Raw genomic sequence first — 18044 nt, forward strand, 5'->3', positions numbered from 1 at the left:
AACAATGAGTATAGAAAGAGAATTAAGCAAGCGTAGCGGATCGAAATGTGAACTTTGTGGTGCAACCGAAAACTTAAAAGTATATCAAGTTTTACCAACCAAAAAAGGTGGACTTGATGAAAGTATTATGGCTTGCAGCACGTGTATCGACCAAATCGAAAATCCGGATAACGTAGATTTAAATCATTGGAGATGTTTGAATGACAGCATGTGGAGCGAACATACCGCGGTGCAAGTGGTTGCGTGGAGAATGTTAAGCCGCATGCGTGCTGCGGGATGGCCTCAAGAATTATTGGACCAAATGTATTTAGACGAGGATACTTTAGCTTGGGCGCAAGCAACAGGCGAAGGTGAAGACGATGAAAATAAAGTAATTCACCGCGATAGCAACGGCGTAATTTTGGAACACGGAGATTCAGTCGTTTTAATCAAAGATTTAAAAGTAAAAGGTTCCAGTATGGTGGCTAAACAAGGAACCGCAGTGCGTAACATTAGACTTGACCATGAAAATGCCGAATACATTGAAGGAAAAGTAGATGGTCAACAGATTGTTATCATTACACAATACGTTAAGAAAATATAGTGGTCAGTGTTCAGTTTTTAGTGGTCAGCGCCAGAAGTTTAAAAAAAGTGTTCAGATTTTAGTGACTTCATTATAACAAAAAATCGTTAACAGTAAATCAAATTTACTGTTAACGATTTTTTATTGTTATACTGTTTTTTTTCTGCTCACTAAAAGCTGAACACTGAATACTGATTACTCCTCTTCCTTCTTAATCACTTTTCGGGCCACTTCAATTTTAAACTTCTTGCCTTTCATTTTTTCGTCTTTAATAGCATGCAGCAAATCTTTCACTTTGTTGAATTTCACGGCTGCAAAAGAGATAAAATCTTTCACTTCGATTAATCCTAAATCGCCTTTTTCCAGTTTTCCTTTTTGGGAAAAGAAACCTACGATATCAATTTTATTCAATTTATTTTTCTTTCCGCCACTGATGTAAATAGTTTGAAATTCAGGTGGTTTTGGCAATGAATTAGCATTTTCTACTTTCAAAACAGTCATACCATAATCGATATAATCCATTTTTTTCTCACTTTCATGAGCAATAATATACGCCGTTCCAGAAGCCAACATACGTGCTGTACGTCCGTTTCTATGAGTGAATTCGTCTTCTTTGGATGGTAAATGATAATGGATTACATGGTTCATTTCAGGGATATCAAGACCACGAGCAGCTAAATCTGTAGTGATAAGATAACTTACACTTCCGTTTCTGAACTGGATTAAAGCGCGTTCTCTTTCGTCCTGATCCATTCCGCCATGATAATACGTGGCGTAAATACCTTTTTCGTTCAAGGTATCGCTGATGCGTTCTGCAGCATCACGATGGTTACAAAAAACAATTGCCGACTGTGATTTCAACGAACAAATCAAGTTGAACAAACTTCCTATTTTGTCTTTTTCTTTTGAAACGACCATTTTCATGGAAAGATTCGTTTCGTCCACGTTTTCTGGAATGAAATCCAAAATAGTCGGGTTTACGACTCTTGTATATCTTGGAATCTCAATATCCGAAGTGGCCGAAACCAAAACACGTTTGTTCAGTTTCGTTAATTTTCCAATGATAAATGACATTTGCTCATGAAAACCCAATTGCAATGATTTGTCAAATTCATCCAAAATCAAGGTTTGAATTTTATCCACACGAAAAGTTCCTCTGTCAATATGATCTGCAATTCTTCCCGGAGTCCCTACTAAAACTGCTGGAGGATTGCTTAAATTCTTTATTTCAGTATCGATGGAATGTCCGCCGTAGCACACATTTACTTTGTAATCAGTTCCCATTTTTTTCCAAACTTGCTCAATCTGTAATCCTAATTCGCGTGATGGAACTAAAATTAAACATTGAACCGATTGGATTTCAGGTTGTAACATTTCTAAAATAGGCAACAAAAAAGCCAAAGTTTTTCCGGAACCTGTTGGCGAAAGCAATAAAACATTATTGTCATTCAGGATCGTATCTTGTGCTACTTCCTGCATTTCATTCAGGCTTTCGATACCTAAATTCAAAAGTATATTGTTGGAATGGTGTTTCTTATTCATTTTGCAAAGGTAATTTTTAATTCTGAGTTATGAATTTTGAATTCTAAATTTTCATTTTTTTAAATCGGGAGCTTCCTTTTCTTACGATCATTTCTATTCCTATCGAAAAAAAGCTACATTTGAAATTCAATTTAAAAACCGAAATATGAGATTTTTCACATTCCTTTTTTTACTATTCTCCATCAACTCATTTGCACAAAAAACGAATAAATACGATACTTTTTTCGAAAAAGGAAATGGAAATCAATCCGCATCCTACCAGGAAACAATCGCTTATTATAAACTCCTGGCAGATGATTTCCCGACTATCGAAATGCAAAAAATGGGCTTGACAGACAGCGGCGAACCATTGCATATGGTTGTTTTTAATCCTGAAAAGCAATTTAATTTTGAAATCATCAAAAAAAACAAAGCGGTAATTCTGCTTAATAACGGTATCCATGCGGGAGAACCGGACGGAATTGATGCCAGTATGCAATTGTTTAGAGATTTGGCTTTAGGCAAAATAAAAGTACCAAAAAATACCGTTATCGTTTGTATTCCTGTGTATAATATTGGAGGTGCTTTAAACAGAAACTCCACTTCAAGAGCTAATCAGGACGGACCGGAAATCTATGGTTTTAGGGGTAATGCCAGAAACTACGATTTGAATCGCGATTTCATCAAGTCAGATACCCGAAACACCAAAAGTTTTGTGGACATTTTCCATAAAATAAATGCCGATGTTTTTATCGATAATCACGTTAGCAATGGCGCAGATTACCAATATAAACTTACCTACATTATGACCCAGCACAACAAATTAGGAACCGTTTTAGGTAATTTTTTAAATACCGAAATGATGCCTGCTTTGGTCAAAGATTTACAAGAAAAAGACATTGAGACCACACCTTATGTCAATGCTTTTCAGGATACTCCGGATAAAGGTTTTGGTCAATTTTTTGAAAGCCCACGATTTGCTACGGGCTATACTTCATTGTTCAATACCATTGGGTTTGTGGTGGAAACACATATGCTGAAAAAATACGCTGATCGTGTGAAAGTAACATACGAATACATGCGTTCCGCAATTGATTTTACGGATGCAAATTATCAAAAAATCAAACAACTACGATTGAAAAATGAAGAGCAGTATAAACCAAAAAAATCGTACCCTATAAAATGGGAAATTGACAGTACAAAAACGATTCCTTTTTCGTTTTTAGGCTATGAAGCCAGTTATAAGAAAAGTGATGTGACATCCGGAAATCGCTTGTTTTATGACCGTACAAAACCATACAAAAAAGACATTCAGTACAGCAAGGAATTCAAATCCGTAAAAGAGATAATCATTCCGGAAGCGTATATTATTCCAAGAGGATTTTGGCCGGTAATTGAATTATTAAAGAGCAATACTATCTCCTATCGCCAACTAAAAAATGATACTATAATTGAAGTGGAAAGCTATAAAATCGCCGACTTTAAAACAACAAGTTCAGCGTATGAAGGGCATTATTTACACCGAAACACTTCGGTAACCGCTAAAATGGAGAAAGTGGCTTTCGTCAAAGGAGATTACGTTATTCCTACTCAGCAAAAAGGAATCAAATATTTATTAGAAACACTGGAACCCGAAGCAATAGATTCTTTTTTCAACTGGAACTTTTTTGACACGATGTTACAGCAAAAAGAAGGTTATTCTGACTATGTATTTGAAGATTCAGCTACGCAGATTTTAAAAGAAAATCCAAAACTAAAAGCCGAATTTGATTTGAAAAAACAAAGTGACGTAAACTTTATCAATAATCCGGAAGCGCAACTGGACTGGATTTACAAACATTCTGTTTATTATGAAAAGGCACATTTACAATATCCGGTATATCGTATTTTAAAATAAAAAAAAGCTCCTATTTCAGGAGCTTTTCTTCTTCAAATAATAATTTTATGTTCTCGTAAGAGTTTTTCAATGCCTCTTTTATTTGTTCCGGATTCATCCAAGCTACCTTTTCGATTCCTTCTTCTAATTGCCCTTGTGGGGTTCCTTCAAAATCAGATTGCATTTCGAACCAATGCGTTATTTTTAATTTATATTTTCCATTACGTCTAAAAACGTGATATGTTTTTTGAAGTTTATGAGATATTGTCAATCCATTTACACCAGTTTCTTCCTCTACTTCACGCATGGCAGTGGCATCAATTTCCTCCCCTTTTTCGATTCCGCCCTTTGGTAAATCCCATTTTCCATTTCTGAAAATGAACAAAACCTCGCCTTTTTTATTGTAAACTAAACCGCCACCAGCTTTGGCAACAGGGATTTTTGCTTTCAAAGTCTTCAAAATAACGCTTTCATCAGGATGATATAGGTAGGCTTTTTGAATTTTATTTTGAAAGATTTTTACTATAAGTTGCTCTATGTCAATACTTTCTAATAAAAACAATTGAAAATCCGTCTCCTTAGAGATGTGATTTGTCAAAAAAAGTGGTTTGTCGTTAACAAAAACTTTATACATTTGTACTATGATTTTTAATAAAGATACAGCCGAAAAAACAGCCGAATTTCTTTTGCAAATAAATGCAATTAAATTGAATCCAAGAAATCCTTTTACATGGGCTTCTGGATGGAAATCGCCTATTTATTGTGATAACCGATTAATCCTCTCATTTCCAGCCGTAAGGAATTACGTCCGGGATGAATTTTCCAAAAATATTGAGAAACAATTTGGTAAACCAGATGTTATTGCTGGTGTTGCCACTGGAGCAATAGGAATTGGAATGCTAGTAGCGGAAAGTTTGGGATTGCCATTTGTGTATGTTCGCCCAGAACCAAAGAAACACGGAAGACAAAACCAAGTGGAAGGTTTTTTACAAAAAGGACAAAATGTAGTTGTTGTAGAAGATTTAATCAGCACCGGAAGCAGCAGTTTACTTGCTGTAGAAGCTTTGCGTGAAGCTGGAGCTAATGTAAAAGGTATGGCCGCCATATTCACGTATGGTTTTGAAGTTGCTGAAGAAAACTTTAAAAACGCACATATCGATTTGTTTACATTGAGTAACTATCAAAATTTATTAAATTTAGCTGTTGCCAAAAGGTATATTACTGAGGAAGAAGAGCAAACTTTAAGAGAATGGAATGTGAGTCCGTCCACTTGGACTATTGAAGTTTAAAACAACCTAATAAATAAATACCACAAAGATGAACTTAGAAAGTCCAAAAGTCAGTGTTCAAAAATCAGCTCAAGAATTATTTGACTTGTTGAGTGATGTCAAAAATTTTGAAAAATTAATGCCTGAAAACATTGCTAAATTTGAAGTTATAGGTGACGATGCTTTTATTTTTGGATTGAAAGGAATGCCAGAAATTAAGCTTAAAATGAAAGAAAAAATAGCTCCAAACAAAATTGTTCTAGGAGCGGCAAGTGATAAACTTCCATTTACATTGATTGCGAACATAGATTCGGTTTCGGACAATTCCAGTGATGTAAAACTTGATTTTGAAGGTGATTTTAATCCTATGATGGCAATGATGATAAAAGGACCAATTGGAAAATTTATCGAAACTTTAGCCGGAAATATGACTAAATTGTAAACAACACATTAAATAAATATAAGAAACCCTTTCAGTTTAAACCTGAAAGGGTTTTTTATTGAATTGTAACAATCAGCCACTAATATAACATTTGAATTTCTTTGATATCAAATTCAGCAACAGTGTCATCTTCAAGAAGAACCTGAAGTTTCCCAACTGAAGAAACTCCTTGAATAATTCCCATAAAATTTTGTTTCATTTGATTTGAAAAAGGCATTGGCAAACCTTTTTTATACAATTTATCACTATAAGCTGACCACAAAACGGCAGCATTGTGTTTACATACCTTCACATTTTTTTCTATTGCGTCACAAATGGAAAAAAGAAGTTCGTCTTTATCAAATTTTGCATTACAAATAACCGCCAAAGAAGAGGCTTTTGGTAAATTTTCGAAATTGGTTTGGTTCACATTTAGTCCTAAACCTACAATAGAAATAATGGTTCCGTCACTTTTGATACTGTTTTCAATCAAAATGCCACCTATTTTTTTGTTGTATGACATTATGTCGTTAGGCCATTTTATACTAAGATTAGGAATCTTAAACGATTCCAAAACTTCAATTACAGCAAGTGAAACCGCAATATTCAGGTTGAAAATCTGACAAATATCCTCCAAAAAATCCTTAACCAAAATACTCATTATTAAGTTTTTACTCGTCTCAGAGGCCCAAACAGCACCCATTTGGCCTTTCCCCTTAGTTTGATTCTCAGCAGTTACAACAGTAAAGTTTTCTAACTCTTGTTTATTCGATAACCCTTTAAGGAATTCGTTTGTAGAATCTATGGCATCGAGTTTGATTAGTTTCATATACAGTTTTTTGTGAAACAGAATTTAATATTGTGTTAAGGTTCAAAAATAATCACAAAAAATGGTAACTTTACAAACTTATATATAAAAATAATTCATGGCGAAAAAGACTATAAATAATGACGTTCTATTGGCGAACATCATTAAGGGGATAGAAGAGGTAAAAGGAAATGATATTGATATTCTTGATTTAAGAGAGATAGACACCGCAGTTTGCGACTATTTCATCATCTGCAATGGTAATTCAAATACACAAGTTAACGCTATAGTCAACTCCATTCAAAAAACAGTATCCAAAGAATTAAAAGACAAGCCTTGGCATGTTGAAGGAACTGATAATGCAGAATGGGTACTAATGGATTATGTAAATATTGTAGTTCATGTATTTCAAAAACACATCCGTGAATACTACAACATCGAAAGTTTATGGGGCAATGCAAAAATAACTACCATTGAAAACAAATACTAAAGAAACATAACTCCTAGTAATGGCTAAAGATAATAATCCAAATTCGAATAAGTTTAAAATAAGCCCTTGGTTAATTTACACTGCAATATTATTAATTTTCTTGTTTATAAGTTTTATAACTGGCGGTTCTAGTTTAAACGAACCAGGTCAATTAACTTCTTCTAAATTTAACGATTATTTAGAAAAAGGCCAGATCGAGAAAGTTATAGTTTACAATAAAACAGAAGCCGAAGTTTTTCTTAATGCTACAGCATTGAAAGATGCAGCACACAAAAAAGTTTCTAAAGACGTTTTTGACAGACCTAACAAAGGTCCTCATTATACTTTTGACATTGGTAACGATCAGATTTTCCAAAACAAACTGGAAAAAGCTGTTGCTGAAGGTAAATTGAAAGATTTTAACTTCTTACCAAAAAATAACTGGTCGGATATTTTAATCAGTTTATTGCCAATCATCATTATTATTGCTGTTTGGATATTCATCATGCGAAAAATGTCTGGTGGTGGCGCTGGTGGCGGTGGCGGACAGATTTTTAATATTGGGAAATCAAAAGCTAAACTTTTTGACGAAAAAACAGATATCAAAACTACTTTTAAAGATGTAGCTGGTTTAGAAGGGGCAAAAGAAGAGATACAAGAAATTGTTGAATTCTTAAAAAATCCTGAAAAATACACTAATCTGGGTGGTAAAATACCAAAAGGAGCTTTACTTGTAGGGCCTCCAGGAACCGGAAAAACCTTATTGGCAAAAGCCGTAGCTGGTGAAGCGCAAGTACCGTTTTTCTCTTTATCAGGATCTGATTTTGTTGAAATGTTCGTAGGTGTGGGAGCTTCCCGTGTACGTGATTTATTCAAACAAGCCAAAGAAAAATCTCCAGCGATTATATTTATTGATGAAATTGACGCAGTAGGTAGAGCTAGAGGGAAAAGCAATATGTCCGGTGGAAATGACGAACGTGAGAATACGTTGAACCAATTACTGACAGAGATGGACGGTTTTGGTACTAATTCTAATGTAATTGTTTTAGCTGCGACAAACAGAGCTGATGTATTAGACAAAGCCTTAATGCGTGCAGGTCGTTTTGACAGACAAATTTTTGTAGACTTACCAGACATTCGTGAACGTGCTGAAATTTTCAAAGTACACCTTGCACCTTTGAAAAAAATTGAAGGATTGGATACTGACTTTTTAGCCAAACAAACTCCTGGTTTCTCAGGTGCTGATATTGCAAACGTATGTAATGAAGCTGCTTTGATTGCCGCAAGAAACAACAAAACTGCAGTTGACAAACAAGATTTCCTTGATGCTGTAGATAGAATTGTAGGTGGTCTTGAAAAGAAAAATAAAATTGTAACTCCTGATGAGAAGAAAGCAATCGCTATCCATGAAGCAGGACACGCAACCGTTAGTTGGATGCTGGAACATGCAGCTCCATTAATTAAAGTAACCATTGTTCCTAGAGGACAGAGTTTAGGAGCCGCTTGGTACTTACCAGAAGAACGTTTAATTGTTCGTCCTGATCAAATGCTAGACGAAATGTGTGCAACTATGGGTGGAAGAGCTGCTGAAAAAGTAACTTTTAACAGAATTTCTACCGGTGCTTTAAGTGACTTAGAAAAAGTTACAAAACAAGCCCGAGCTATGGTAACTGTTTATGGTTTGAATGAAAAAATTGGTAATGTAACCTATTACGATTCAACAGGACAAAGCGAATACAATTTCTCTAAGCCTTATTCAGAAGAAACAGCCAGAGTTATTGATGAAGAAATTTCATTACTAATTGAAGGTCAATACCAAAGAGCGATTCAAATATTAGAAGAGAATAAAGATAAACTAGATCAACTGGCAAATATCTTAATCGAGAAAGAAGTCATTTTTAAAGATGACTTAGAAGCTATTTTCGGAAAAAGAACATTTGATAAAAATCTTGAGGAAGTAGTATCTTAGAAAACATATAAAATATTTAATTATTTTTAAAATCTTAATTCAAAAACTACTTTTGAATTAAGATTTTTTTATCTTTGGACGTTTTCAAATAACAAATTATAGTATTTTACAAAAATATGAGTCTTTTTAGAAAAATTTTTGGTTCTAGCAATCCGGCTTCTGATGAAGATCAAGAAAGTGAATTTAGTAAATCCCATACTGATAATACAACCTCTATAGATGAAAAATTTATCTACAATTTTAAAAAAAATGGTGGTAAATTTTTGTATTGCGAAAACTCTGAAGAAGTAAAAGAACAATTTGAAAACATATTAGAAGAAAATGATTGGTTTGAAAGCGAAGTTTTATGCTATGAACCAAATCTTTTTGGAATGCTTGATGATAACAAACTTACCTACGATAAACCTGTAAATCCTAAGTTTCTTCTTGCAAGTTGTGAAAATTTGATTGCTGAGGAAGGTTCTATCCTTTTTTCATCAAAACAAATTAAACAAAACAAACCTAACGAATTACCTACCAATATTATCATTATAGCGAATACTAGTCAAATTCTTGCTGCAAAAAGCGATGGACTTAGTGCTATAAAAAAGAAATACGAAAGAGATTATCCTACCAATATTACTACAGTAAAATATTTCGAGAAAGCTAAAGAAGAAGATTTCACACAATACGGAAGTTCAGCAAAAAATCTATATTTATTGCTTTTAGAAGATCTTTAAGATGAATGAAACTCTAAAACGAGGTATATCAGGAGCTATTTATATTATACTATTACTCGCTTCTATTTTATATTCTACTGAAAGCTTTTTTATCCTTTTTGGTATATTTCTCATTATTGCAGTTTATGAATTTTGTAATTTAATCCAAATACATAAAGTATTTCCAATACTTTTTGCAACGGCTCTATATTCCATAGTAACTTTAGTAAGCCATTACAATAAAATCACTACTGATACTATTAATCAGGTCTTCAATACCGATTTAGAAATAGCAATCAATATTCAACAACTAGATGTCGTTTTATTGGTTATTGCATTAGTAGTCTCTATAAAATGTATCCTTTTTTTATTTTATGATAACATTCAAAAAATAAGTACTTCATCAAAATACCTTTATTTACTGGGATATATTATACTCCCATTTGTATTTATCACAAAAATTTCATTTGGTATAAATGATTACAATCCAAAAATTATAATTGGATTATTTATCTTAATCTGGACAAATGACACCTTTGCCTATATTGTAGGTAAATCTATAGGTCGAACTAAATTATTTGAAAAGATATCTCCTAAAAAAACAATTGAAGGGTTCTTAGGCGGAATCGTTTTTGCAATTTTGGCAGGTTATTTAATATCTAAATACTACATAAAGGCCAATCCTGAATTCAGCGACAGATCCATACTGATTTGGACTTCTATAGCCGTTATTGTTGGAATCGCAGGTACTATTGGAGACTTAATTGAATCCAAATTTAAGCGTATAGCGGGCGTAAAAGACAGCGGAAGTATAATGCCTGGTCATGGAGGTATACTAGATCGACTAGATAGTGTTATATTTGTAGCACCAATAATATTTTTATTTTATCAAATTTTAAACTATGTTTCATAAAGAAGGAACCCAATCTATTTTATTAGGCACTATTTTCACGGCTGTTGTCCTTTTATTGTCTGATAATTTCATTGACACCAACTGGATCAAAATGGCTATACAAATAGCTACTTTGTTACTTTTGATTATCATTCTGCAATTTTTTAGAAATCCAAAAAGAACAGTGGTAATCAATGAAAATCATATTCTTGCTCCTGTAGATGGGAAAGTTGTAGTTATTGAAGAAGTGTTTGAAAGCGAATATTTCAAAGATAAACGTTTACAAATCTCCATTTTTATGTCTCCAATAAACGTACATGTTACGCGTTATGGATTAAGTGGAATTGTAAAGTTCAGTAAATATCATCCCGGAAAATTCTTGGTGGCATGGCATCCTAAGGCCAGTGAAGAAAATGAAAGAACTACGGTTGTCATCGAAAACAAAACATTTGGTGAAATTCTATACCGTCAAATTGCTGGAGCTTTGGCACGAAGAATCGTCAATTACGCCGAAGAAGGAATGCAAGTAATTCAGGGAACTGATGCTGGTTTCATAAAATTTGGTTCAAGAGTAGATATCTTTTTACCTTTAGGAACACCAGTAAATGTTGTACTGAATCAAAAAGCAATCGGAGGAAAAACTATTATTGCTACAAAATAAGCATGATTGAAAAAGATTTAGATACTCGGTTTTTAGAAGCAGTAGAAATAGCTTCTGAAATGACGCAGGCATCTTTACCTCAAGATGTCCAATTGCGGCTTTATGCTTTTTATAAACAAGCAACTTTTGGAACTTTAGATTTAAAACAAACATCATCATACCATTTGAGAGATGCTTTTAAAACCAATGCCTGGATGCAAATTAGTCATCTAACTCCTGATCAAGCCAAAGAACAATACATTGAAATAATCAACACACTGATCAAAAAATAATACAAATTATGAAATCGCCTTGATTCCAAATCACAAACAGGGATGAAGAATGGCGATACCATATTATGCTAAAAAAATATTGTCTTCATATGAAAAAGCTAAATTTTTTAATTTCTGTTTTATTTTTATTTATCACTTTACTTTCTTGCAACAATAAGAAATTAACTGAAGTTGTTGAAGTCCCTTTACCTACAACCGAACAAACAGTTGCCATCATGGGATCTCCCGATGATGTAAAAGCAGATGAAGGCTCTTTTCAGCTTGAAAAATTGCCTTACGCTTACAATGCTTTGGCACCAAGTATATCAGCTACGACTTTAGAAATGCATTATTCCAAGCATTACCTTACCTATACCAATAATTTGAATAAAGCAGTGTTAGGAACGCCTTTAGAAAATTTGACAATCGAAGAAGTATTGTCAAAATTAGATCCTAACGATGCTGTGCTTCGTAACAATGCCGGTGGATTTTACAATCATTCCTTATATTGGAGATGTATGGCTCCAAAAGCAGGAGGCGAACCAACAAATGCACTAGCTGAAGCAATTAGTAAAGATTTTGGTTCATTTGAAAACTTTGTTACCTTATTCAAAGAGGAAGCTACAAAACAATTTGGTTCCGGTTGGGCTTGGCTTATTGTAGACAGATCTGGAAAACTTCAGGTGACCGGTACTTCAAATCAGGACAATCCTTTGATGCGAAATGCACTTATTCCGGGAACTCCAATATTAGCTTTAGATGTATGGGAACATGCTTATTATTTGGATTATCAGTACCGCAGAAAAAATTATATCGATGCATTTTTCAATGTAATCAATTGGAAAAAAGTAGAAGAAAATTACGATGCTACTTTGATCAAATAACTCACTAAATTCAAACTAAAAAAAATGCTGATATAATTTATATCAGCATTTTTTTATACAATAAACTATTCTTTTAGACTTCCTATTTTAACTGAGTCTTACTAAATATTTCAGACAATTAACGAATACTATTGCTCAGCACAACAATATCCATAGGTTTTATAGTCAACTTTTTGATTCCTTTTTTAGTAAAAACATCTTTGTATTTACCTTTATTCAAAATAGGATTCGTGAAGTTAACATTTTTATCACTTCGATTAATGATTACAATTACTTCTTCATCACCCAGTTTACGACTAAATGCATATATTTTTTCGGCATCATTTGTTGCAATCGTTGTGTAATTCCCACTTTAATAGCTTTGTACTGATTGTGTAAACTAATGATTTTTTTATACCAATTAAACAAATCCGTATCGAAGTTTACTACATCTGCTTCGTGTTTACTTTGGTCGGGATTGAATATTTCCGGGTTATACTTTTTGTCATTCCATACCATCGGTTTACGACAATCAGGGTCATTACCACCCCACATACCTGCTTCATCACCATAATAAATCATTGGCGAACCTAAATATAATATTTGAAATGCAGCTATAAGTTTTTGCTTTTTCAATTGTTGTACAGTGGGTTTTCGAGCAATATAATTAGTATTATTACTTTTCTGGCTCCAATTAAAATACGCTCCCCAGTCACTAAATTTCTTCCCATCTGGGTTTGCAACCGCACTACCTATTCTAGTAGCATCATGGCTTCCAACCAGATTTTGCATATTCATTGCAACTCCTTCTCCAAATCCTTCACGCAATTCCTTCAATTGAGTATCAAATTGGGTAACAGAAATCCCTTTTGCATCTTGCACAAAAAAATCATGTACTAGGAAAGAAAAATTATAATTCATCGTAGCGTCAAATTCGTCACCGCTTAAATAAGGTTTTGTTTTTTCAATAGGATCAACTAATTCCGCCGTCAAATAAGCTTCGCTGTTAATTGATTTTACCAATTTTCGCCAATCTTTCCAAAAAGGATGTGCAATACAATACGCTACATCTAATCGCCAACCGTCAATTCCGTATTGAGCTCCTTTGTTCATAGGATTCATCCATCGTTTTGTAGCGTCAAAAATATATTGTTTTGGCCCCGAAACAATTCCTGTGTTATCCTCTTTAAACTCTGGTAACGTTTTTATACCAAACCATCCTTGGTATTCAAACTTGGTACCTTTTACAGCATCTTTCCAACTGTCAACCATGAACCAATCTTTGTAGGCTGATTTTTCTTGTTTTTCCTCCACATCACGAAAAGCAAAACTGTTTACTCCCAAATGATTGAAAACGCCATCAAAAATGATAAACATTTTACGTTTATGCACTTCATCAATAAGTTTTAGCGCCAGTAAATCTGCTTTTGTCCAAACCCATTTTTCTGGATTTAAAGGGTCTTCATTTGCAATTAATTTTTTATCACCTTCAGGATCTGGTCCAAATGATGGATCAATATGATGGTAGCACAATGCATCATACTTATGAGAAGAAGGCGCCCAAAAAACAGGATTCATATAAATAGCATTAATGCCTAATGATTGCAGGTAGTCCAACTTATCAATAACTCCTTGCAAATCTCCACCATAGCGTCTGCGTTGAAGATTGTAATAAATATCTTTACCATTTTTCTTTTCGTAAGGCTGCAATTCATACCAATCGCTTGTCCAGGGATGAATTTGAAAATCAGAAGTTATATCAAAAGGATATGCACCATCTTGATCATTCACTTTTGGATCGTTTGAAGGATCTCCATTATGAAACCGATCCGGGAATATTTGATACCAAACTACTCCTTTACTCCAATTAGGCGTAAAATCTTTTTGTGCAAAGGTTACCAAGGAAATTAAAAACAGTAAACAAATTGTGAATATTTTTGTCATTAAAAATGAGTTTAAAGATTTAAAAATTAATTTTAAAGAATGTCTTACAATTGATAAATAAACGATTCCGAAGGTGCGATTGTAATTTGTACTTTTCCTTCACCATTCAAAACTTTCAGTTGAACGGAACTTTTATTGTATAACTGATCTGTTAATGTGTAATTTCCATCTTTCAAATTCCATTTTTGAATGATATCTGAAGGAATTTTCAATTCGAAATTGCTAGTGGTAAGCCAAGAAAAATTAGTAACAACGATTAGTTTTTGAGTATCAGACCAACGTGTGAAAGCATAAATTCCAGGATCGTAGCCTTGAGTAGTTTGGCGATTTAATGTTTGAATTTCTTGGTATTTCCCCATCAAAGCCGGGCTGTTCAAAGAAAAATTCAATACTCTTTTGTAAAAATCACGCAACTCTTTTTCATCCTGCGATAATTGACCGCCATCAAATTTCCCTCCATTCATCCAACGCTGATGATTCGGAACTCCAATATAATCAAAGATTGATGTTCTGGAATGAGTTCCAAATCCTGCATTCTCATTTCCGGCCTCTCCTACTTCCTGACCAAAATAAACCATCGTAGGCGAAGTGCTTATGGTTGTTGAAACCACCATCAGAGGTTTTCCTTTTTGCGGTGTTCCCGCAAATTCCGGGCTAGCCAAACGCTGTTCATCATGATTGTCCAAAAAATGCAACATATGATGCTCAATATCTGCCATTCCGTTTTGTATGTCTGATAATCCATCAGGTAAAGATCTTCCTTGAATAATATCTTTTAATTTATCATAGGTTTCTACTTTATCATATAAATAATCCATTTTACCTAAATGAATGTAATTTCTATATTCCTTAGGATTGTAGACTTCGGCTAATAAAAAAGCATCCGGATTATTTACTTTAATGGCTGAATTCATATAACTCCAAAATTCATACGGAACCATTTCGGCCATATCAAATCTAAAACCGTCAACCCCTTTTGCGGTCCAATACAAAGCAATGTCTTTGAATTTATCCCAAGAATCCGGAACATCTTTTCCTTTCCAAAAATCGAAATGTTCCTGATACGATTTGGTATCAAAACCAGCCGGAAGTTCCGGGAAATCTTTAGAGCCATCCGGACGAATTCCGTAATTTACTTTTATGGTTTCGTACCAGTCATTCTTATCAGGTTTGGCTAAACGAGAACCGTTTCCAGTCCATTTTGCGGGACTTTCTTCAAATTTACCATCAATTAAAGGATTCTTTTCTCCATTTAACGGTTTATCCGTATCGGGAATTTCAAAGTGCGTATTTGGAATATAATAAAAGTTATTATCTCTTTTGTATTCAACAGTTGTATCATCATCAGCTCCAAAATCTCTAACACCTGCCGGATTACTTTTTCCTTCGTACTTACGTGCAATGTGATTCGGAACAATATCAATAATCACTTTTAATCCCGCTTTATGAGTTCGCGCAATCAAAGCTTCAAATTCTTGCAAACGATTCGCAGGATTTACGGCTAAATCTGGATTTACATTGTAGTAATCTTTTACGGCATAAGGAGAACCTGCACGCCCTTTTACCACTTCCGGGTCATCATTGGAAATCCCAATATCCGAATAATCGCGTATCAAAGCATGATGCGGAACTCCGGTATACCAAACATAAGTAACACCAAAATCCTTTATTTCCCGTAACGCTGTATCCGTAAAATCGTTGAACTTCCCTACTCCATTTTCTTCAATGGTTCCCCAAGGTTTATTGGTAGTATTTTTATTTCCGAATAATCGGGTAAAAACCTGATATACAACTTCTTTCTTATTAGAGACTGACTCTTTCTGTTCTGCGTTCATTTTTAAATCTTTTGTTTTACAAGCTGTTGCCAAAAGCACCACGCTTATCCCTGCAACAATAGTTATTTTTTTCATCATATAAAATTATATATACCGATTTCAATTCTTTTGATAATAAAATGAGTATCAATTTTTAAATTTAATATTTTTTAAATAAAAGAAGTCTATATCGTTTGAAATTAAATAATTCTGTACACATAAGCAGAAACTACATCGAAGGAGTAAGGTCATTTGTTAATAACTTTAAAGAGAGACAACAATAGCTTTTACCGCCTTTTTGACTAATTATAAATAAATCCTAATATAGATTAGGATTGTTTCCTTTTTCATAAATTTGACAAAAATTAAATCCATTGAAGAAATCAATATTTTTCCTTCCTTATTGTTTGATACTGCTTGTTACTAATTTAGTTTTGGCGCAAGCCCCAAAAAAAATTATTGTAGAAAACTCTGATTTTGCTGATGTAAACCAGGTAGAAATTCCGGATGCATTATTACTTATCGGAAACGTACGTGTCAATCATGATGGCGTAGTGATGACCTGTAATAAAGCGTATTATTTCCAAAAGGAGAACTACATCAAGGCTTTTGGAAATGTACAGATGGTGCAAGGAGACACTTTATTTCTAAACAGTAAATACGCGGAATACAATGGAAATGTAAAAAAAGCATATGCTTCCGGTGATGCTGTAATGAGTTCTCCAGATGCGACTTTAACCACAGAAATAATTAATTTTGACCGAAATACCCAAGAAGTATTTTACGATACGCCAGGGACAATTACCAATAAAGACAACACGCTAAAAAGTAATTCAGGAAGATATTATGTAAAACAAAAGAAATTCCAATTCCTGACTGCGGTTACCATCACAAATCCAACGTATGTAATCAAATCAAATCACTTGGATTATTTTAGTAATTCCGGACATTCCTATCTTTTTGGGCCATCAACAATTACCAGTAAAGCCAATTATATTTATACCGAAAAAGGGTTTTATGACACCAAAAAAAATCTCGCACATTTCCTGAACAAATCCTACATCCGATACGATGATCGGGTGATTAAAGGCGATAGTTTATATTATGACCGCAACCGTGAATTTGCATCGGCAACACGCAATGTAAAAATAACGGATTCCATCAATCGCGGAATCGTAAAAGGACATTATGCCGAAGTGTATAAAAAACTGGATTCGATGTTTGTGACCAAAAGAGCTGTTGCCGTGAATTTTGTCGAAAATGACTCGGTTTACATCCACGGAAAAAAATTAATGGTTACCGGAAAAGAAGGAAACAGAATTATCAGAGCGTTCAATAATGTCCGATTTTTTAAAACTGATATGAGTGGCAAATGTGATTCGATTCATTCGAGTTCCAAAACAGCTTTGACAAAAATGATTGGAAATCCGATACTTTGGAACGCAGAAAACCAAATCACAGGTGATGTAATGCATCTTATAGGCAATAATACCACTCAAAAACTAGATTCACTCAAAGTGCTCAACAATACGTTTATAGTCTCCAAAGACACCCTGGGAACCGGCTATAATCAGGTCAAGGGACAAAATCTCTATGGCAAATTTGAGGAAGGAAAACTCCATGATGTTGATATTGTAAAAAATGCGGAAGTCATCTATTATATGCGGAATGAAGCACAAGAACTCATTGGCATCAACAAAAATGTGAGTAGTAAAATCAATCTTATTTTAGAAAAAAATGAGATCGAAACCATTACCTTTTTTCAGCAAGTAGATGGCGAAATCTATCCTGAAAAAGAGTTGCCGGAGAACGCAAGAAAACTGCGCGGATTAGTCTGGCGAGGCGATGAACGAATAAAATCCAAAGACGATATTTTTCCGCCTGAAGAAAATGAAGACAATGATAAAATAGCGAAAGCAACCGAGGCCGCTGAAGCCAAAGAAGATATTCCTATGAAAATCAGGAAAGAAACCCTGAATTACGATAAGAAGAAAGGGAAAAAATAGTGTTCAGTCGCAGTATTCAGT

The 18044-nt window shown here is 34.1% G+C and carries 18 protein-coding genes; 12 read left to right on the plus strand and 6 right to left on the minus strand.

Annotated elements, in window-relative coordinates; all coding sequences use genetic code 11:
• Positions 1-4 precede the first annotated feature (4 nt).
• A complete protein-coding gene (locus tag Q1W72_RS02865; protein ID WP_099715840.1) occupies positions 5-583 on the plus strand; it encodes an alkylphosphonate utilization protein in 579 nt (192 codons plus the stop codon).
• 174 nt (positions 584-757) lie between these two features.
• Here the strand turns inward: Q1W72_RS02865 and Q1W72_RS02870 are convergent, their stop codons facing one another.
• Positions 758-2104 carry a DEAD/DEAH box helicase gene (locus tag Q1W72_RS02870; RefSeq protein WP_282743842.1) on the minus strand — a complete coding sequence of 449 codons (1347 nt, stop codon included), beginning with the start codon at positions 2102-2104 and terminating at the stop codon, positions 758-760.
• Between the two features lie 145 nt (positions 2105-2249).
• Between Q1W72_RS02870 and Q1W72_RS02875 the strand changes: the two genes are divergently transcribed.
• Positions 2250-3980: a M14 family metallopeptidase gene (locus tag Q1W72_RS02875; protein ID WP_302137294.1), complete on the plus strand. Its 1731-nt coding sequence runs from the start codon at positions 2250-2252 to the stop codon at positions 3978-3980.
• A gap of 10 nt (positions 3981-3990) precedes the next feature.
• Here the strand turns inward: Q1W72_RS02875 and Q1W72_RS02880 are convergent, their stop codons facing one another.
• On the minus strand, positions 3991-4593 hold the full coding sequence (locus tag Q1W72_RS02880) for an NUDIX hydrolase (RefSeq protein ID WP_099715843.1): 603 nt from the start codon (positions 4591-4593) through the stop codon (positions 3991-3993).
• Positions 4594-4600: 7 nt separating this feature from the next.
• Here Q1W72_RS02880 and pyrE point away from each other — a divergent pair, with 7 nt between their 5' ends.
• Together pyrE and Q1W72_RS02890 are read left to right on the plus strand one after the other, a co-directional pair.
• A complete protein-coding gene (gene pyrE / locus Q1W72_RS02885) occupies positions 4601-5248 on the plus strand; it encodes an orotate phosphoribosyltransferase (protein ID WP_099715844.1) in 648 nt (215 codons plus the stop codon).
• 28 nt (positions 5249-5276) lie between these two features.
• Positions 5277-5669: an SRPBCC family protein gene (locus Q1W72_RS02890; RefSeq protein ID WP_302137296.1), complete on the plus strand. Its 393-nt coding sequence runs from the start codon at positions 5277-5279 to the stop codon at positions 5667-5669.
• 79 nt (positions 5670-5748) lie between these two features.
• On the opposite strand, the gene Q1W72_RS02895 is transcribed toward Q1W72_RS02890, so the two are convergent.
• Positions 5749-6477: a biotin--[acetyl-CoA-carboxylase] ligase gene (locus tag Q1W72_RS02895; protein ID WP_302137298.1), complete on the minus strand. Its 729-nt coding sequence runs from the start codon at positions 6475-6477 to the stop codon at positions 5749-5751.
• Between the two features lie 97 nt (positions 6478-6574).
• Between Q1W72_RS02895 and rsfS the strand changes: the two genes are divergently transcribed.
• From rsfS to Q1W72_RS02930, 7 genes are all read left to right on the plus strand, one after another.
• Positions 6575-6946: a ribosome silencing factor gene (gene rsfS, locus Q1W72_RS02900; protein ID WP_302137301.1), complete on the plus strand. Its 372-nt coding sequence runs from the start codon at positions 6575-6577 to the stop codon at positions 6944-6946.
• 19 nt (positions 6947-6965) lie between these two features.
• Positions 6966-8894, plus strand: coding sequence for an ATP-dependent zinc metalloprotease FtsH (gene ftsH, locus Q1W72_RS02905; RefSeq protein ID WP_099715847.1), 1929 nt, complete (start codon positions 6966-6968; stop codon positions 8892-8894).
• A 116-nt stretch (positions 8895-9010) separates the two neighbouring features.
• Positions 9011-9613, plus strand: coding sequence for an LUD domain-containing protein (locus Q1W72_RS02910; protein ID WP_099715848.1), 603 nt, complete (start codon positions 9011-9013; stop codon positions 9611-9613).
• A 1-nt stretch (position 9614) separates the two neighbouring features.
• The gene (locus Q1W72_RS02915; RefSeq protein WP_302137303.1) at positions 9615-10505 is read left to right on the plus strand and encodes a phosphatidate cytidylyltransferase; all 891 of its coding nucleotides are present in this window, start codon (positions 9615-9617) and stop codon (positions 10503-10505) included.
• Complete coding sequence (locus Q1W72_RS02920) at positions 10495-11145, plus strand: phosphatidylserine decarboxylase family protein (protein WP_121341691.1); 651 nt, start codon at positions 10495-10497, stop codon at positions 11143-11145. The genes Q1W72_RS02915 and Q1W72_RS02920 overlap by 11 nt, the downstream gene beginning before the upstream one ends.
• Before the next feature lie 2 nt (positions 11146-11147).
• Positions 11148-11417, plus strand: coding sequence for an acyl-CoA-binding protein (locus tag Q1W72_RS02925; protein ID WP_099715851.1), 270 nt, complete (start codon positions 11148-11150; stop codon positions 11415-11417).
• Between the two features lie 89 nt (positions 11418-11506).
• Positions 11507-12280 carry a superoxide dismutase gene (locus Q1W72_RS02930; protein WP_121341686.1) on the plus strand — a complete coding sequence of 258 codons (774 nt, stop codon included), beginning with the start codon at positions 11507-11509 and terminating at the stop codon, positions 12278-12280.
• Positions 12281-12398: 118 nt separating this feature from the next.
• Here Q1W72_RS02930 and Q1W72_RS17025 read toward each other — a convergent pair whose 3' ends face one another.
• From Q1W72_RS17025 to Q1W72_RS02940, 3 genes are read right to left on the minus strand one after another with little or no spacing between them, the layout of a single operon-like run.
• Complete coding sequence (locus Q1W72_RS17025) at positions 12399-12614, minus strand: alpha-glucosidase C-terminal domain-containing protein (RefSeq protein ID WP_367881679.1); 216 nt, start codon at positions 12612-12614, stop codon at positions 12399-12401.
• A complete protein-coding gene (locus tag Q1W72_RS02935; RefSeq protein ID WP_302137307.1) occupies positions 12551-14203 on the minus strand; it encodes a glycoside hydrolase family 13 protein in 1653 nt (550 codons plus the stop codon). The genes Q1W72_RS17025 and Q1W72_RS02935 overlap by 64 nt, the downstream gene beginning before the upstream one ends.
• Before the next feature lie 44 nt (positions 14204-14247).
• The gene (locus Q1W72_RS02940) at positions 14248-16116 is read right to left on the minus strand and encodes an alpha-amylase family protein (protein ID WP_302137309.1); all 1869 of its coding nucleotides are present in this window, start codon (positions 16114-16116) and stop codon (positions 14248-14250) included.
• 275 nt (positions 16117-16391) lie between these two features.
• Between Q1W72_RS02940 and Q1W72_RS02945 the strand changes: the two genes are divergently transcribed.
• The gene (locus Q1W72_RS02945; RefSeq protein WP_302137311.1) at positions 16392-18023 is read left to right on the plus strand and encodes an OstA-like protein; all 1632 of its coding nucleotides are present in this window, start codon (positions 16392-16394) and stop codon (positions 18021-18023) included.
• The last annotated feature ends 21 nt before the right edge of the window (positions 18024-18044 follow it).

The organism is Flavobacterium sp. ZE23DGlu08 (assembly GCF_030505335.1).
Taxonomy (GTDB): Bacteria; Bacteroidota; Bacteroidia; order Flavobacteriales; family Flavobacteriaceae; genus Flavobacterium; species Flavobacterium algoritolerans.

Excerpts from the sequence above, each read along its gene's own strand:
- Q1W72_RS02925 (WP_099715851.1), top strand. The coding sequence starts at position 11,148 with ATGATTGAAAAAGATTTAGATACTCGGTTTTTAGAAGCAGTAGAAATA.
- Q1W72_RS02930 (WP_121341686.1), top strand. The coding sequence starts at position 11,507 with ATGAAAAAGCTAAATTTTTTAATTTCTGTTTTATTTTTATTTATCACT.
- rsfS (WP_302137301.1), top strand. The coding sequence starts at position 6,575 with ATGGCGAAAAAGACTATAAATAATGACGTTCTATTGGCGAACATCATT.
- ftsH (WP_099715847.1), top strand. The coding sequence starts at position 6,966 with ATGGCTAAAGATAATAATCCAAATTCGAATAAGTTTAAAATAAGCCCT.
- Q1W72_RS02865 (WP_099715840.1), top strand. The coding sequence starts at position 5 with ATGAGTATAGAAAGAGAATTAAGCAAGCGTAGCGGATCGAAATGTGAA.
- Q1W72_RS02890 (WP_302137296.1), top strand. The coding sequence starts at position 5,277 with ATGAACTTAGAAAGTCCAAAAGTCAGTGTTCAAAAATCAGCTCAAGAA.
- pyrE (WP_099715844.1), top strand. The coding sequence starts at position 4,601 with ATGATTTTTAATAAAGATACAGCCGAAAAAACAGCCGAATTTCTTTTG.
- Q1W72_RS02940 (WP_302137309.1), bottom strand. The coding sequence starts at position 16,116 with ATGATGAAAAAAATAACTATTGTTGCAGGGATAAGCGTGGTGCTTTTG.
- Q1W72_RS02870 (WP_282743842.1), bottom strand. The coding sequence starts at position 2,104 with ATGAATAAGAAACACCATTCCAACAATATACTTTTGAATTTAGGTATC.
- Q1W72_RS02875 (WP_302137294.1), top strand. The coding sequence starts at position 2,250 with ATGAGATTTTTCACATTCCTTTTTTTACTATTCTCCATCAACTCATTT.
- Q1W72_RS02910 (WP_099715848.1), top strand. The coding sequence starts at position 9,011 with ATGAGTCTTTTTAGAAAAATTTTTGGTTCTAGCAATCCGGCTTCTGAT.
- Q1W72_RS02915 (WP_302137303.1), top strand. The coding sequence starts at position 9,615 with ATGAATGAAACTCTAAAACGAGGTATATCAGGAGCTATTTATATTATA.
- Q1W72_RS02895 (WP_302137298.1), bottom strand. The coding sequence starts at position 6,477 with ATGAAACTAATCAAACTCGATGCCATAGATTCTACAAACGAATTCCTT.
- Q1W72_RS02935 (WP_302137307.1), bottom strand. The coding sequence starts at position 14,203 with ATGACAAAAATATTCACAATTTGTTTACTGTTTTTAATTTCCTTGGTA.
- Q1W72_RS02880 (WP_099715843.1), bottom strand. The coding sequence starts at position 4,593 with ATGTATAAAGTTTTTGTTAACGACAAACCACTTTTTTTGACAAATCAC.
- Q1W72_RS02920 (WP_121341691.1), top strand. The coding sequence starts at position 10,495 with ATGTTTCATAAAGAAGGAACCCAATCTATTTTATTAGGCACTATTTTC.